Annotated in this window: 10 protein-coding genes; 5 read left to right on the forward strand and 5 right to left on the reverse strand. The window is 67.2% G+C overall.

What is annotated here, in order from left to right; translation table 11 throughout:
- Positions 1–3,564: S8 family peptidase (locus E1263_RS37675; RefSeq protein WP_132176401.1), on the forward strand; the 3,564-nt coding region annotated here is incomplete at its 5' end.
- A 41-nt stretch (positions 3,565–3,605) separates the two neighbouring features.
- Positions 3,606–7,265 carry a S8 family peptidase gene (locus E1263_RS37680; protein WP_132176403.1) on the forward strand — a complete coding sequence of 1,220 codons (3,660 nt, stop codon included), beginning with the start codon at positions 3,606–3,608 and terminating at the stop codon, positions 7,263–7,265.
- Here E1263_RS37680 and E1263_RS37685 read toward each other — a convergent pair whose 3' ends face one another.
- The gene (locus tag E1263_RS37685; RefSeq protein ID WP_132176405.1) at positions 7,266–7,655 is read right to left on the reverse strand and encodes a RidA family protein; all 390 of its coding nucleotides are present in this window, start codon (positions 7,653–7,655) and stop codon (positions 7,266–7,268) included.
- A 95-nt stretch (positions 7,656–7,750) separates the two neighbouring features.
- Here E1263_RS37685 and E1263_RS37690 point away from each other — a divergent pair, with 95 nt between their 5' ends.
- Entirely contained in the window at positions 7,751–8,116 is a 366-nt protein-coding gene (locus E1263_RS37690) for a winged helix-turn-helix transcriptional regulator (RefSeq protein WP_132176407.1), read from the forward strand.
- Position 8,117: 1 nt separating this feature from the next.
- On the opposite strand, the gene E1263_RS37695 is transcribed toward E1263_RS37690, so the two are convergent.
- The 3 genes from E1263_RS37695 to E1263_RS37705 form a co-directional block, all read right to left on the reverse strand.
- On the reverse strand, positions 8,118–9,338 hold the full coding sequence (locus tag E1263_RS37695; RefSeq protein WP_238161919.1) for a hypothetical protein: 1,221 nt from the start codon (positions 9,336–9,338) through the stop codon (positions 8,118–8,120).
- A 73-nt stretch (positions 9,339–9,411) separates the two neighbouring features.
- The gene (locus E1263_RS37700) at positions 9,412–10,071 is read right to left on the reverse strand and encodes a response regulator transcription factor (protein ID WP_475009305.1); all 660 of its coding nucleotides are present in this window, start codon (positions 10,069–10,071) and stop codon (positions 9,412–9,414) included.
- Positions 10,068–11,936, reverse strand: coding sequence for a sensor histidine kinase (locus E1263_RS37705; protein ID WP_165956885.1), 1,869 nt, complete (start codon positions 11,934–11,936; stop codon positions 10,068–10,070). The genes E1263_RS37700 and E1263_RS37705 overlap by 4 nt, the downstream gene beginning before the upstream one ends.
- Positions 11,937–12,079: 143 nt before the next feature.
- On the opposite strand from E1263_RS37705, the gene E1263_RS37710 reads away from it, so the two are divergent.
- Both E1263_RS37710 and E1263_RS37715 read left to right on the forward strand, forming a co-directional pair.
- Complete coding sequence (locus tag E1263_RS37710; protein ID WP_165956886.1) at positions 12,080–13,342, forward strand: glycosyltransferase 87 family protein; 1,263 nt, start codon at positions 12,080–12,082, stop codon at positions 13,340–13,342.
- Positions 13,343–13,553: 211 nt separating this feature from the next.
- The gene (locus E1263_RS37715; RefSeq protein WP_165956887.1) at positions 13,554–14,633 is read left to right on the forward strand and encodes a glycosyltransferase 87 family protein; all 1,080 of its coding nucleotides are present in this window, start codon (positions 13,554–13,556) and stop codon (positions 14,631–14,633) included.
- On the opposite strand, the gene E1263_RS37720 is transcribed toward E1263_RS37715, so the two are convergent.
- Positions 14,587–15,123: a GNAT family N-acetyltransferase gene (locus E1263_RS37720; RefSeq protein ID WP_132176417.1), complete on the reverse strand. Its 537-nt coding sequence runs from the start codon at positions 15,121–15,123 to the stop codon at positions 14,587–14,589. The two genes, E1263_RS37715 and E1263_RS37720, sit on opposite strands and share 47 nt — an antisense overlap.
- Positions 15,124–15,405: the final 282 nt, after the last annotated feature.

The raw sequence follows: 15,405 nt of genomic DNA on the forward strand, positions 1-15,405 counted from the left end.
CCGCAACCCCGCCCCACCCAGTCCACGGTCACCCTGATCACGGGCGACCAGGTCCGGGTCACCACGCTCCCCGGCAATCAGGTCCGCACCGCCTTCATCCCCGGCCCGGGCGGTGCGTCGGAAGCAGCCCTCACGAGCACCATGAACGGGCACACCTACGTCATCCCGAACGCCGCCGCGGCCGATGTCACCGCCGGCCGCCTCGACCGGACCCTGTTCGACGTCACCACCCTGATCACCGAGGGCGCCACCAACAACACCCCGGTGATCATCAAGTACGCCGGCGCCGCGAAGGCCCGCTCGGCAGTCCCCGGTACGACGGGAGGCCGCGTACTCGCCAGTCTCGGCGCCCGCGCGACCCGCGTCTCCCAAGCTCAGACGTTCTGGCGGTCGCTCGCACCGGGCAAGGCCGCTCGGGTCGCCTCGACCGTCACCCGGATCACCCTGGACCGGCGGGTCAAAGCGAGTCTCGACCAAAGCGTCGCGCAGATCGGCGGCCCGGCCGCCTGGCAGCGCGGATTCACCGGCAAGGGCGTCAAGATCGCCGTACTGGACACGGGAATCGACCCGACGCATCCCGATGTCGCCGGCCGCATCGCGGCGGCCGAGGACTTCAGCGGCTCCGAAGACGCCATCGACCACCACGGCCACGGCACGCACGTTGCGAGCATCGCGGCCGGCAACGGCGCTGCGTCGAACGGCAAGTACAAGGGCGTTGCACCGGACGCCACCCTGCTCAACGGCAAGGTCCTCGACAACGACGGCAACGGCTACGACTCCGGCATCATCGCCGGGATGGAGTGGGCCACCGCCCAGGGCGCCTCGGTCGTCAACCTCAGCCTCGGCGGCGGTCCGAGCGACGGCACCGACGAGCTCTCCGAGGCCGTCAACCGGATCAGCAAGGCGACCGGCGCGCTCTTCGTCATTGCCGCCGGCAACTGCTATCCGCCGTCACCAGGCTCCGTCAGTTCGCCGGCCGCCGCTGACGAAGCACTTGCTATCGGCAACCTTCAGCGCGACGGCCTGCCCAGCAACACTTCCTGCCAAGGTCCGCGGAAGGGCGATGGCGCACTGAAGCCCGAGCTCTCCGCACCGGGCACCGACATCGTCGCCGCCCGCGCCGCCGGAACCAGCCGCGGCGAACCGGTCGATGACAACTACACCACCCTCTCCGGTACGTCGATGGCCAGCCCGCACGTCGCCGGTACGGCGGCCCTGCTCGCTCAGGCCCATCCGGACTGGAAGGCAGATGCGCTCAAGGCGCGGTTGATCTCGACCGCGGATCCGCAGCCCGGCAGCGGTCTCGACCTGCAAGGCGCCGGTCGAGTCGACGCCGACCAGGCCACGGCCGCCGATGTCACGGTCGACACCGGCGAACTGGAGCTGGGCAAACTCACCTGGCCGTACCCGCAGACCGATGTCATCACCCGCGACCTGACCTACCGCAACCCGACTGGCACCCCAGTCACCCTGAAGCTGGCGGTCGATCTCGCCGCAACGAAGCTGAGCGCGGACCAGATCGTCGTACCGGCAAATGGCTCAGCGAAGGTCACCGTCACCACCGATCGCGCCAAGGCCGCCGGTAAGTTCACGGGCCGGATCACTGCCACTGCGGACGGTGCCGACCCGCTCGTCACGGCCATCGGTTGGTACGCCGAACCGGAGGTCTACGACCTGACCGTCACCGGGATCTCCCACGACGGCACACCGGCCAACGGCGACCTGGCCGTGAACCGTCTCGACGGCCCGCAGCCGGAGCTCGGCGACTCGCACAGCGTCCCGCTCGTCAACGGCACCGCGAAGGTCCGGCTCGCACCTGGCAAGTACGACGTCTCGACGATTCTGATCAGTTCGGCGACCGACGACGCACCCGGCCGGTTCGACCTGGTGCTGAGCGACGAGTTCGCGATCAGCAAGGCCACTGCGATCACCCTCGACGGGCGCAAGACCCAGACCCTCGACGTGGGTGCGCAGGGGCAGCCCGCCAACGCCGCACCCCGCGAAGTCAGCCTGACGCATCTCCGCGACGTCCCGAACTGGCGTCGTACCGACGGAGCCAGCCAGACCGGCGCCCGCCGGATCCTCGCGGCGACCAGGACCGCGGCGAAGCCGACCGGTAGCACCGAGATCGCTGTCGGCAAGCGGCTCGAACTGCCGCCGTACCAGGCGCAGATCGTCGGCGGTGCAGCCTTCACCGCACTCGACTTCTACTTCGGGCCACGGTTCACCGGCAAGAAGGAGCTGAAGGTCTTCGACGGCGGAGCCGGTACGCCGACCGAGCTGGCCGGCGCCAAGGGCAAACTCGCTCTGATCCGCTCCGACCAGACCGAGACGAACGGCGATCTCACCGCACGCGCCGAAGCTGCCGGGGCCGCTGCGGTCATGCTCTATGACCCGAGCAAGGCCGGCGACGGCGCAATGTTCTCCTTCTGGGCCTACGGCGAGACCGGCGATGCGAAAATCCCCGCGATGCGGATCTCCCGGACGAACGCCCAGCAGCTGCTCGGGCACCCGACCACGGTCCGGGTCACCGGCACGGCCGCGACGCCGTACGTCTACGACTTGGTGGTCCCTTGGGCGAACAGGCTGCCCGCTGACACCGAGCTCACGGTCAAGCGCGATCAGCTCGCAACGGTCGACGAGACGTTCGGCAGCCAGACCGGTCTACCGACCGGCGAGACCCGCAGCGGCCTCACTCCGGCGGGAGCAGATCTGAACGGCTTCATCCCGCCGTACTTCGCGACCCCTGGCAAGCGGACGTCGTACGTGCTGGCCAACGAGGTCAAGTGGATCGGCCAGATCATCGTCGATGGTGAGGCCGGGGACCCGAACGTGATCGGGGTGCCCCGCGTGTACCGGCCCGGTACCAAGACAGTCGAACGCTGGCTGACCCCGGTCATCAACAGCGGCCTCCCCGACGCCGACGTCGGCCCGATCTCCCGGGTCGGTCGCCACTCCGGCGGGCTGGAGATGACGATCAGCACGGTCAGCCACGGTCCGAGCCAGTACTCGCCCTGGTTCTCCACCACCGGCGACACCTCGATCGTTGCCCACCGCAACGGAGTGGAGATCTTCTCCGACAACTCCGCCCCCGGCGGCTTCGTCGAGGTCCCACCGGACGCCGCCGAGTACACGCTCGGCCTGACGAACAGCCCCGACCCGACACTGTTCCGCTACTCCACCACGGTCGAGTCACACTGGAAATTCCGCTCGAAGGGCGGCGAGGAGGAGCAGATGCCCCTGGTACTCGCCGATCTCGACATACCGCAGGCCGACTGGAACAACCAGGTCAAAATTGGTCTACCTGTCACGATCGACCTCGGCCTGCGGCACCAGTTCGGGTCCGGCAGTACGGCCAGGTTCACCAAGCCGAAACTGGAGATCTCCTACGACGGCAAGCGCTGGACGAAGCTGTCGCTCACGGGGTCGGGCGCCAAGTACAGCGCGACCGTCACCCACCCGGCGTCGGCGAGCGGCAAATCGCCCGCGCTCCGACTCACCGCAAAAGATGCCGACGGAAACAGCCTGCACCAGACGATCACGGCGGCGTACGGCCTGAAATAGACCATGCAACCGGGTAGTGACCACACCCCGTAGTACACGGCATGAGCCACCGATCGATCTCTGCCCTGGTGGCCGCGGCAGTCGCCCTGACTGTCGCGGCCGCTCCGTCCGCCACCGCCGCCCCACCCAAACCCGCCAAGGCCGAGAGCCGGGCGACCACCATCACTCTGATCACCGGCGACCGCCTCGACGTCACCAGCCGCCCGGGGCAGCCGGACCACGTCACCGCGCAGCCCGGGTCGTCGTCCAGTTTGGTCGTCAACTACTCGGCCGGGCACACCATCGCCGTACCATCGAGCGCCGCTGCTGATGTCCGGTCCGGCCGGCTGGACATCTCGCTGTTCGACATCACCACGCTGCTCGCCGAGCGCCGCGACGACGCCCAGTCGAAGACCTTGCCGGTGATCGTCGAATACACCGGCGCCGCAGCAAAGACTCCAGCCGGTACGACATCCAGCCGCGCCCTGACCAGTATTCGGGGGCGGGCCGCGACCGTGGACAAGTCGAAGGCTCGCGACTTCTGGCGCTCGCTGACCCCTGGGAATGCGCGGGTCGCTTCGACGATCCGCCGGGTCACACTCGACCGCCGAGTCCAGGCCAGCACGGACTGGAGCGTGCCGCAGATCGGCGTACCGGCTGCTTGGCAGCGGGGCTTCACCGGAAAGGGCGTGAAGGTCGCGATCCTCGACACCGGGATCGACGGCAACCATCCCGACCTGAAGGGCCGGATCACGGCCGAGCAGAACTTCTCCGAATCGGCCGACAGCGCGGACCACTTCGGCCATGGCACCCACGTGGCCGGGATCGCCGCCGGCAACGGTACGGCGTCCACCGGCAAGTACACCGGGGTCGCGCGCGACGCCACGCTGCTCAACGGCAAGGTACTCGGCGACGACGGGTTCGGGCTGGACTCCTCGATCATCGCGGGGATGGAATGGGCTGTGCAGCAAGGCGCCAAGGTCGTGAATCTGAGCCTCGGCGGCCGTCCGACCGACGGCACCGACGAGCTGTCGACGGCCTTGAACAACCTCAGCCGTTCGAGTGGGGTTCTGTTTGTCGTTGCTGCTGGCAACTGTCGCACCTCGCAGCCCGCGCAGGTCTCGTCTCCGGCGGCAGCAGACGAGGCGCTGGCGGTCGGCAACCTGGTCCGCGACGGCTCGCTCGCCCCCAGCTCCTGCCGCGGCCCACGCAGCGGTGACGGCGCCCTCAAACCGGAAATCTCCGCACCGGGCACAGATATCGTCGCCGCCCGCGCTTCGGGCACCGACATGGGCAATCCGGTCGATGACAACTACACCTCAGCAACCGGTACGTCGATGGCCACGCCGCACGTGGCCGGAGTCGCGGCGCTGGTCGCGCAGGCCAATCCTTCCTGGAAGGCAGGGCAGCTCAAGGCTCGACTGATCTCTACCGCAGACCCGCAACAAGCAGGTGTGTCCGAAGAAGGCGCAGGCCGAGTTGACGCCGATCAGGCGACCGCGGCCGACGTCAGCGTGGACAGCGCAGAGCTGGAGTTGGGCACACTGACTTGGCCGCATCCGACGAAGGACCCAGTCACTCGCGAGCTGACCTATCGCAACCCGACCAAATCCCCGGTGACGTTGCAGCTGGCCGCCACGATGACTCCGGCCGCCGCAACTCCTCGGCTGAGCGCGACCTCGCTGACCGTCCCAGCCGAGGGCGAGGCCTCGGTCACCGTCACCGCAGACCGGGCCGCTGCCGGCACCGGCGCGTTCTCCGGCCGGATCACTGCGACTGCGGCCGACGCTGATCCGATCGTCACCACCTTCGGCTGGTACGCCGAGGCGGAGGTGTATCCGCTGACCATCAAGGGCATCGGCGGCGACGGGAAGCCCGCCACCGCCGAGTTCAACCTCGCCCGGGTGGACGGCTCGCCGGTGCCGATCCCGCCGTCCGATCTCTTCGTGCGCAACGGCACCGCAACGCTGCGGCTCCCACCCGGTCGATACGTCGTGACCAGCGTCTTCGAACAGGCCGCGACCGACGCCCGCAACGCAGAGCTGACGCTGTTGTCGTCAGACGAGCTGGACCTCAAGGCACCGCTCACGGTCACTCTCGACGCTCGCAAGGCGCAGCCTGTCCAACAATCCGTTCAGGGCAAGCCAGAACTGACTCCCCGCGGACGTGCCGTCTCCTACAGCCTCCGGAACAACGCGGGCCTGATGGCCGGCGGATTCGAACTCACCCTCACGAGTAGCGCCCCGCTCGGATTGTCGGCGGTACCGGGTGGGGCCGTGTCGGTCGGCAGCTCGGAGTTCGCCATGACCGCGCGGCTGGAAGTCCCGCCGTACCGGGCCAAGGTTGTCGGTGGCTCGCAACTTGAGGTGCGCGATGTCTTCTGGGCGCCCCGATTCACGGGCACGAAGGTGCTGACACCTGCCGACGCAGGTACGGCGGCATCCGGCGAACCGATCGATGTCCGCGGGAAGCTGGCGGTGATCGCCGTACCGGAGGGCACCGAGCGGCAGTTGCACGAGATCGTCAAGGTCGTAGCGGACGCCGGTGCTGCGGCCGCGATGCTGTACAACCCGGATCTCCCCAGCCTGGAGGCGATGTCCCTGTGGTGGGCTTCTGACGAGACGCCGGGAAACCTGCCGGTGATGCGGGGCAGCCGGGCCACGGCGAAGAGTGTCCTGGATCAGAAGCGGCCGGTGGAACTCACCGGAGTCGCCGCGCCGCCGTACCTGTATGACCTGATGGAGGCGACGCCACGGCGGATCCCGGCGAAGACTGCAGTCACTGTGACTCCGAAGCAGCTCGCCACAGTCCAGGAGACCTTCGGCGTCCACTCCACCGAGGGCGGCCGCTATCAGGAACAGCGGCTCGGCCGTGCGCCGGGTGGGGCGCTGCTCGGAGCGAACTACCTGCTCACGCAGCTCTCGACGCCGGCAACGCGAACGTCGTACGTGCAGGCGAACTCGATCGCCTGGAGCAGCGAAGTGATGAGCACGGCCGGTCACCAGGAGTCGTCGCCACGCACGTTCCGGCCCGGTGAAAAGACGTCGTACCGGTGGATGGCGCCGATCCTGGTCAGCGGTCTGCAGGAAGGGTTCGGCTGGAACGGCGACGCCGTGGACTGGGACGAGGAAGGCCGGCTGGCCGTGCGGATCAATCCGCTCGTTCATCGTCAGGAATACACAGCCGGGCTGTTCAACGGTGAGGATGCCTCGCTCGTCCTCGAACGGAACGGCGTCGAGGTCGCAACTGCCAACGACACCTCGGTCTGGGTGCCGGACCTGTCCACCGAGCCGGCGAAGTTCAAGCTGTCGCTGACCACTCGGCGTGCTGCCGAGAGCGCCCGGAAGTACTCGACCGAGATCCGGTCGAACTGGACGTGGACCTCGAAGGGCGGCAGCGCGGAGGTCATGCCGCTGATCACCGCCGACCTCGATCTCCCGACCGCGGATGTCTTCGGCCGCGTGCCGGCGGGGCAAGCGGTGCCGCTGACATTCGGTCTGCGGCATCAGACCCGCTCGGCCCGAAGCCCGATCACCGCCGCGAGCCTGGAGATCTCCTCCGACGGGACCACGTGGACGAAGGTCCCGCTGACGCGGACCGGCGACGGGCAGTACACCGCGAAGGTCACCGCCACCCGATCCCCCTCGCTGCGAGTGACCGGAACTGATGCCTTGGGCAACAGCCTGCAGCAGACGATCGTCGATGCCTATGGCGTGAAGTAGTCAGTTCAGTACGGCGGTTGCCTCGATCTCGACCAGGTGTTCCGGGACGTCCAGCGCGACGACCCCGATCAACGTGGCCGGCGGGGCAGCCGCCGTACCGATCTTCGCGGTGCCTCTTGCGATGCCTTCAAGGAGCGCCGGCATCTTGTCGGGCGTCCAGTCGACCGCATAGACCGTCAGCCGTGCCACGTCGTCGAAGGAACCACCCGCTGCTGTCACTGCGGCATTCACGTTCACGTAGCACTGCTCAACCTGGGCAGCCAGATCCTTGTCCACATCCCAAGCCACCTGCCCGGCAATGAACACCAACTTGCTCCCCGTCGCCACCGCGACCTGGTGATAGACGTCGACCGCCGGCAGCGCGTCCGGGTTGAGCATCGTGATTCCCATGAAATTCTCCTCACACTCTCTTGTGGTTACTCAGGAACCATAAGAGAGTGTGGAGCACGGCGGAAGAACGCACTTTTCAGTGACAGGGGCACCAGATGGGAACCACGACGGACCAGACCGACCTCGCCCAGGCGGATTCGCTCGCCCGCGAGATCTTCTCCGACGTAGCCAACAAGTGGGCCTTCCTGATCATCGAAACCCTCGGCGACGGCACGCTCCGCTTCAGCGAACTCCGCAACCAGGTCGGCGGCATCAGCCACAAGATGCTCACCCAGAACCTCCGCATGCTCGAACGCAACGGCCTGGTGCAGCGCACCGTCTATCCGACCGTGCCACCCAAGGTCGAGTACACCCTCACCGAAGCCGGCCAAGGCCTGCGGGCGACCGTCGACAGCATGTGCGCGTGGACCCACAAGTACTTCGACCACATCGAGACCGCCCGCGAGACCTTCGACCGCTGATTCAGCGCTGGTAGGCGCCGGAGTCCCAGCTGGTGAGTCCGATGAGCGACTTGCCGGCCAGGTCTTCGTCATAGCCGGGGTTCTCGGCGCGGCCGATCGCGGGGCTGCCGGCTTTGAGGCGTAGGTCCGTCGCGCTCGTGTAGAGCGGGTCGGCTTTGACCGAGCGGGCACCGAGCGTGAATTGGTACACCGCTCCCTGGTAGACACCGCGGTCCTCGTCGGCGGCATCGGCCGGGTTGTGGGTGTCGAAGGAGTCGTCGTACCCGACCTTCTTGCCGACCTTGACGGTGTTGTTGCGCAGCTTGAGGATGCCCGGTCCGCACCCCTGGTCGCAGCTCCAGCCGTCGCCGTTCGGGAGGTTGACGGAGTTGTTGATCGCCAGCGTCCGGCGTACCGGGCCGATGTGGCTTTGTGCGCCGCGGGTGATCAGGAACGTGCCGGACGGTTTGGTCGAGGTGACCGAGTTGTACGCGAACACATTGTCGTCCGCGGTCTCACCCGATTCGTGGCCGAGCTCGGTGAAGGTGTCGTTGTCGGCGGTCTGGTTGTACTCGACGAAGTTCCGGTCGCCGTTGAAGATCTCGACCGCGGCACCGTCGTACCCGTAGTCGTGGCTGGTGTGGAAGCTGCGGCTGATGGTGTTGTGCCGGATCTTGTTGTCGTCGCCGTGCACGAGCAGACCGAACGCCCCGGAGTCGTCGTCGGGATGGGTGTCGTCGTCGACGCTCATCTTGTTGTTGTCGACGATCGTGCTCCAGCGGACCTCGTTCCAGTCCGAGCCGTCGGTGATCGAGACTCCGGCGACGTTGTTGTCGGCCTGCACGGTGTCAAGCACGATGCTGTCGCCGAACAGTTCGAAGCCGGCCCAGTTGCAGCCGCTGGCCCGTAGATCGCCGATGAAGACGTCCGATCCGGTGATGTTCACACAGGTCAGCACCGGCCCGCCGATCTTCGGCAGGGCGCCGGAGCCGTAGGCGCCGACGGTGATTCCGTCGCTCGAGACGTTGAGGGTGCCTGTCCAGGACGCTCCGCGTTTGAAGAGGACCTGCTCGCCGGGACGGAACGCCCTCCCGTTCACCTTCGCAAGGCTCTTCCACGCCGTCGCGGCGCTGGTCCCGAGAGCGGAGTCGTTCCCCGCAACCGAGTCGATGTAGTAGGTGGCCGGCTCGGCAGCAGGGACGACCAGGACGGAAGTGATCAGGGCGGCGGCGAGTGTGAGCACGTCGGCAATTTCAGGCGACTACCTGAGCACCGTCAATGAGTCGCTGTGGCCAGTTCTCACCGTTGTCCACTTCTCACCGGCCGGCGGTCACCAGCCCTGCGTCGTACGCCAAAATGACGGCCTGCACCCGATCCCGCAGGCCGAGTTTCGCCAGCATGCGGCTGACGTGGGTCTTCACGGTGTGCTCGGTCAGATGCAGCTCCTCGGCCACCTCGGCATTTGAGTTGCCCTTGGCAACCAACACCAGGACCTCGCGTTCCCGGGCAGTCAGTACTTCGAGGCTCGCGGCGACCGCCGGATCCAGCCGGGTGTCGGCGAACCGATCAATCAATCGACGAGTCACCGGCGGCGCCAGCAAGGCATCCCCACCGGCGATCACCCGGACCGCATTGATCAGCTCATCCCGCGACGACCGCTTCAGCAGGAATCCACTCGCCCCAGCCCGCAGAGCGTCGTACACGTATTCATCGAGATCGAACGTCGTCAGGATCAACACTCGCGGCCCGCCGGCCAACCGCCGAGTCGCCTCGATCCCATCCATGACAGGCATCCGGACATCCATCAGGACCACCGACAGATCGAGGATCGCGCCGGCCTTGTGGACCGCGTCCGCGCCGTCGACCGCCTGCGCGACGACCTCGATATCCGGCTGCCCGTCCAGGATCATCGCGATCCCGTCCCGGACCAGGTCCTGGTCATCGACAACCATCACCTTGATCGGCCGATCGTTCACCGCCGACCACCCACCGGAATCCACGCCTCCACAGTCGTTCCGGCCCCCGGCGTACTGCGGATGTCCAACGACCCACCCTCGATCCGGACCCGCTCGCGCATCCCGGCCAGCCCATGCCGGTTCCCGCGCCGCGCAGCAGCAACGTCGAACCCGACACCGTCGTCGGTCACTTCGACCCGCACGCCCGTCTCCTCGCTCCGCACGGCGACCCGGACTCCGGTCGCCTTCGCGTGTTTGATCACGTTGGTGAGCGCCTCCTGCACAAGCCGGTACGCCGTCAGCTGCTGACCTTCTGGCGGCGTCTCGAGATCACCCTGCAGGTCGAGCTCGATCGGCAGGTGGTCTTTCGACACGTCGGCAACCAACTGTGACAGATCGGCGAGTCCCGGCTGGGGAGCGAGCTGTGGATCGGCGATCCCGTCCTCGTCGCGCAGCGTCGACAGCAACCGGTCGAGCTCGCTCAACGCCCGCCGCCCGGCATCCCCGATCCGCTGGAACCCAGCCAGTACGTCGACCTCGCCGCGCCGGACGAGATCCGGCCCGGTCTCCGCCTGGATCACCATCAGGTTCACCGCATGCGCGACGACATCGTGGAGATCGCGCGCGATGATCGAGCGCTCGGTGAGGACAACCTGCTCGGCCTCGAGCTCCTCCGCCACCTGCTCCAGCTCGGCCTCACGCTGGTCCGCTACGCGATTCCGCCGATATTGCCGGACTGCAATAGCCGCCAGGATCGGCACCAGGAGCACGAGCGAGAGCGTGAACGGCCAGTCGTGCTCGGCGATGGCGTCGTACGTCTCGTTGTGCAGCACGCCGTTGTACGAGTGGTGCCAACCGTCGCTCTTGATCCGCGGGAAGAGCAGTTGCAGATACCTGACCCGCATCACCCGAGTGATCAACGGGAACAGCGCCAGCACACCGATTGCCACCGGCAACGTCCAGCGCAGGCTCCGAGCACGCTTCGGCGAGACGACGAGCCAGTACAGCGCGAGACCGAATGCGCCGTACAGGCTGAAGGTCGGGCCAAACGACTGCCAGTTGGCGATCAGACTCGCGACTGCCAGCAGGCCGACCGGGATCGCCGGCCAACGCCTGAGCGCGAGGGACAGTCCGGCGATCACGACGCCGTACGGCATCCAGTTCGGGGCACTCCACCAGCCGCCGCGGAGCAGGTCGTGCCCGACCTCGTTCAGGATCAGACCCGCGGTAGCGAACGCCAACGGGACCATCCGGACCCACTGATCGTCGGTGCTGCGCAGGAAGGCCCAGAGCTCGGCCCGGCGTTGCTGCACGGGCACCGCTTGCGTCCGATGCCGGATCACCAGGAACACCACTGCCAGTGCCACGGTCGCGGCTGCCAACCACCACGGCCATTGGCGCCGCTCGAGCGTGTACCAGTCGTCCCACGCGATTCCGTCGTGCGCATTGAAGAGTTCGGTTCGGTCGCGCAAGGAGTTGGGGAACGAGTACATGAACGTCATCAGGTTGTCGTCGCGCAGGCGGTCCAGCAGGATCAGGCCCCCAGCCGGGACCGCGGCGACAGCGATCGTGGTCGGCACCCGGCAACTGCCGGCCAAGGACCACAGGGCCAGAACAGCGCCGCCGTACAGGAGCCAGGGCGGTTGGCCGACGAAACCTGCCAGGTAACCCGCGAACAGCAAGCCGATGAACGCTACCTCCGGCACGAACCGGCGGATCACGATCAGCAAGGGGAGCGCCATCACGAGCAACCGCGCCCACCACGGCGCGAACGGCCAGCCGACGGTGTCCGGGTCAGCCGCGTGGATCTGCAGGCTGACGAGGGCGGCGACGGCGATGACCGCGTCCACCCAGAGGGCGCGCCGCTCGGTCCAGAGGTCCAACACCTGCCCATTGTTGCGCTGGGACGCCCCGAAAACCGTCACTCTCAGGTATGACACCCGGACAGGGCGCGTCATCCGTTCCGTTGACCACAGTGGGGCCTTGATGGCGATGTGCGCCCTCTACCCCCGATATCATGCTCGAAACCATGACGATCACTCCCGTTCGACCCGCGCCCTCCGTGGCTGTCGGCAATGGCGTTGCCGCTCGGGTCGCACGCCGCCCGATCCTCGCGCTGAGCCTGACCGCGGCGGCTTTTGTGGTGCTCTGCGTGGCGCTTTGGCCGCCGACGAAGGAGCAATACGACCTGCGCGTGTACGTCGCCGCTGCGCAGGCCGTCCTGAATGGTAAGGACATTTACACCGCCCACGAGGGCATCTACGGCCTGCTCGGGTACACGTACCCGCCGTTCGCCGCGCTCCTGATGGCGCCGCTCGGCTTGCTGGGCACCGGAGCCGGCCGAGTGCTGATGAGCTCGCTCAACGCGCTCGTGCTGCTGCTCATCGGCTCGATGACGGTCCGGCAGCTCCGGCCGCGCTGGTCCACGAAGCACGTGCTCGCGATCGGGTTCGTCCTGGGTGCGGCCGGGCTCGCGCTGGAGCCGGTGCGGACGACGTTCCACTACGGCCAGATCAACCTGATGCTGATGGCGATCCTGCTGATCGACCTGCTCGGCTACCTGCCGAAGCGGTTCCGCGGCGTGCTGATCGGCGTCGCGACCGGGATCAAGCTGACGCCCGGCATCTTCATCATCTACTTGCTCGTGACGCGCAGGTACCGCGAGGCGCTGACCGCCTCGGCAGCGGCTGCCGCGACGATCGCGATCGGCTTCATCGCGATGCCGGACGCGGCCTGGCGCTTCTGGGGCACCTACATTCTGGATCCGACTCGCCCCGGCTCGAGCACGCTGTTCGCCAACCAGGCGTGGCGCGGGGTCATCGACCGGCTGTCCGGCGGCGCGCAGGGCATCAGCCCGCTGTGGATCTTCGCCGTCCTCGCCACCTTGGTCGTCGGCTTCCTGACCGTACGGCGCGCCTACGACCGCGGTTTCGTCCTGGAATCGATCCTGCTGACCGCAGCCATCGGCGTACTGGTCTCACCGATCTCCTGGACGGCGCACTGGGTCTGGGCGCTCCCGGCGGCCGCCCTGCTCTGGACCCGCGTGGTTGCGGCCCACCGAGCCGGCGGAACGCGGTCCCGTTCGTTCCAGCTCCAGACCGGTCTCGCCGTACTGACGACGCTGAGCTTCGGGCTCGGCCTGCCGTGGATCGGCCCGCGCATGGACGACCGGGAACTGCACCAGCACGGCTTCGAGATCTTCCTCGGCAACGCCTACGCGATCGTCGGAGCGATCCTGGTGCTCGCGGCGGCCTACGCCTTCGCGTTCCGGCGGCGTCACTCTCAAGTCTGACCCCGACCTCACTCTGCCGTACCGATTCACCGCCGAAACCTCACACCTGAAGGCGACTCGCGGCAAGGCCTGATCTCCTTACCGTCGAGTTATGGTGAATGGCCTTGTTTTACAGCGAGTTCGGCGCTCCAGATCGACAGTGGCACTGGTGCTGGCGGCAACAATGTTGCCAGTACTGTGCCTTCTTCACTGGCATCCGTGGAGCGCCCGGATGGACGACCTCGGGGTGTACTACGCGGCGGCCCGCGGCCTGGTCAACGGCGAGGACATCTACACCGCACACCTCAGCTACTACCCCGATATCGGGCTCGGCTTCACCTATCCGCCGTTCGCTGCGCTGGTGTTCTCGCCGTTCGCGATCGGCCTGCCCTTCGCCCGCACACTGATCACCTTGGTCTCAGCGCTGTCGCTGCTGGTGATCGGGTGGGCGACCGCCAAGAAGCTGCACTGGCCGCCGCTGGCCGGCGTACTGTTCGCGTTTGCTGCTTTGCTCCTTGAGCCGGTGCAGTCGACCTTCCGGCTCGGCCAGATCAACCTGGTCCTGCTGGCCCTGCTGATGGTCGATCTGCTCGGTCTGATCCCGCGGCGGTTCCGCGGTGTCCTGGTCGGCGTTGCCACCGGCATCAAACTGACGCCGGGGATCTTCATCGTCTTCCTGCTGATCACCAAGCGATACCGCGAGGCCCTGGTGGCGAGCGCGACAACGGCGCTCACTATGGCGGTCGCCTATCTGGTGGCGCCGGGCACGACGGTCGACTTCTGGACGAAGTACATCTTCGACCCGAGCCGCGTGGGTCCGCCGCACTACATCAGCAACCAGTCGATCCGGGGCGCGATCGCCCGGATCACCGAGAACTCGCCCATGACAGGCCCCCTGTGGTTGATCCCGGCAATGATCTTCGGAGCCGTCGGGCTGTTTGCCGCGCGCTGCCTGCACGATCGCGGCCTGCGCTTCGAGGCCGTCGTGGTGACCGCGTTCACCGGACTGGCGGTCTCCCCGATCTCCTGGACGAACCACTGGGTCTGGGTCATCCCGGCAGCGGCACTCGCGTGGCAGCACCGCAGCAAGCTCCGCTCGCTGCGAACGGCGCTCTCCGCCTGCTGGCTCGCGGTCTTCTTGCTCGCGCTACCGCGCTGGCTGCCGTTCGCAGGTGATCGGGAATTCGACTACACCGCCCCACAGACGCTGGTCGCGGACTCCTACCTGCTCTGTGCGGTGTTGCTGGTGCTGGTCGGCTACCGGCTCAGCCGCCGAACTCCGAGGCACGCAGCCGATACACCTGGAGGTTGAGGTCGTAGTACTTGTCCGTCTCGCCGACCCACTCCATACCGAGCCGGCGGGCGGCGCCGATCGCGCGTTTGTTGTTCGGGCGCGCGACGGCGAACAGTTCGTCGACGTCGCCGGTCTTGAACGCCCAACCCATCAACGCTTTGCTGGCCTCGGTCGCGAACCCGTTGCCCCAGGCCGACGGCCGCAACTGCCAGCCGATCTCGAGATCTTCCTCGTACGGCGGCAGCAGCCGGATCAGCAACCCGCCGATCACCTCGTTGTCGTCGCGGCGCACGACAGCCCAGCGCCCGGCCGGTACGACGAAGTTCGGCTGAGCCTCGATCCAGGCGGTCAGGATCATGCTCATGGTGGCCACATCGGTCACCTGGTCGATCGCGGGCGACAGCCACTGCGCCACGTCGGCAGATCCGTAGATCTCCAGCGCGGCCTCGGCGTCGTCTTCTTCCCAGTCCCGGATCAGCAGCCGGTCTGTCTGCAGGCTCAGCGTCACCTAGCCAGCGTACGTCGGACTTCAGCTGGATAGTGGCCCGAGTCTGAAGTTGCTTGACAGTAGGCGGTGGTCAGGTGCGTGCATCGTGGTGCCGGAGAAGCTGCCTCGATGCTCTTTATCGTGGCTGTTTCTCCGGTGCCGCGAGGTGCGTGCCTGGGCGCCGCCTACGTCAAGGAACTTTAGACTCGGGCCACTAGGTGGACAGGAAATGAAGAGACCGCAGGGTGGCCCAATGACGGACCACCCCGCGGGGGCCGAAGAACACCCGGGGGAGGGTGGGAC

The organism is Kribbella antibiotica (assembly GCF_004349055.1).
Classification (GTDB): Bacteria; Actinomycetota; Actinomycetes; order Propionibacteriales; family Kribbellaceae; genus Kribbella; species Kribbella antibiotica.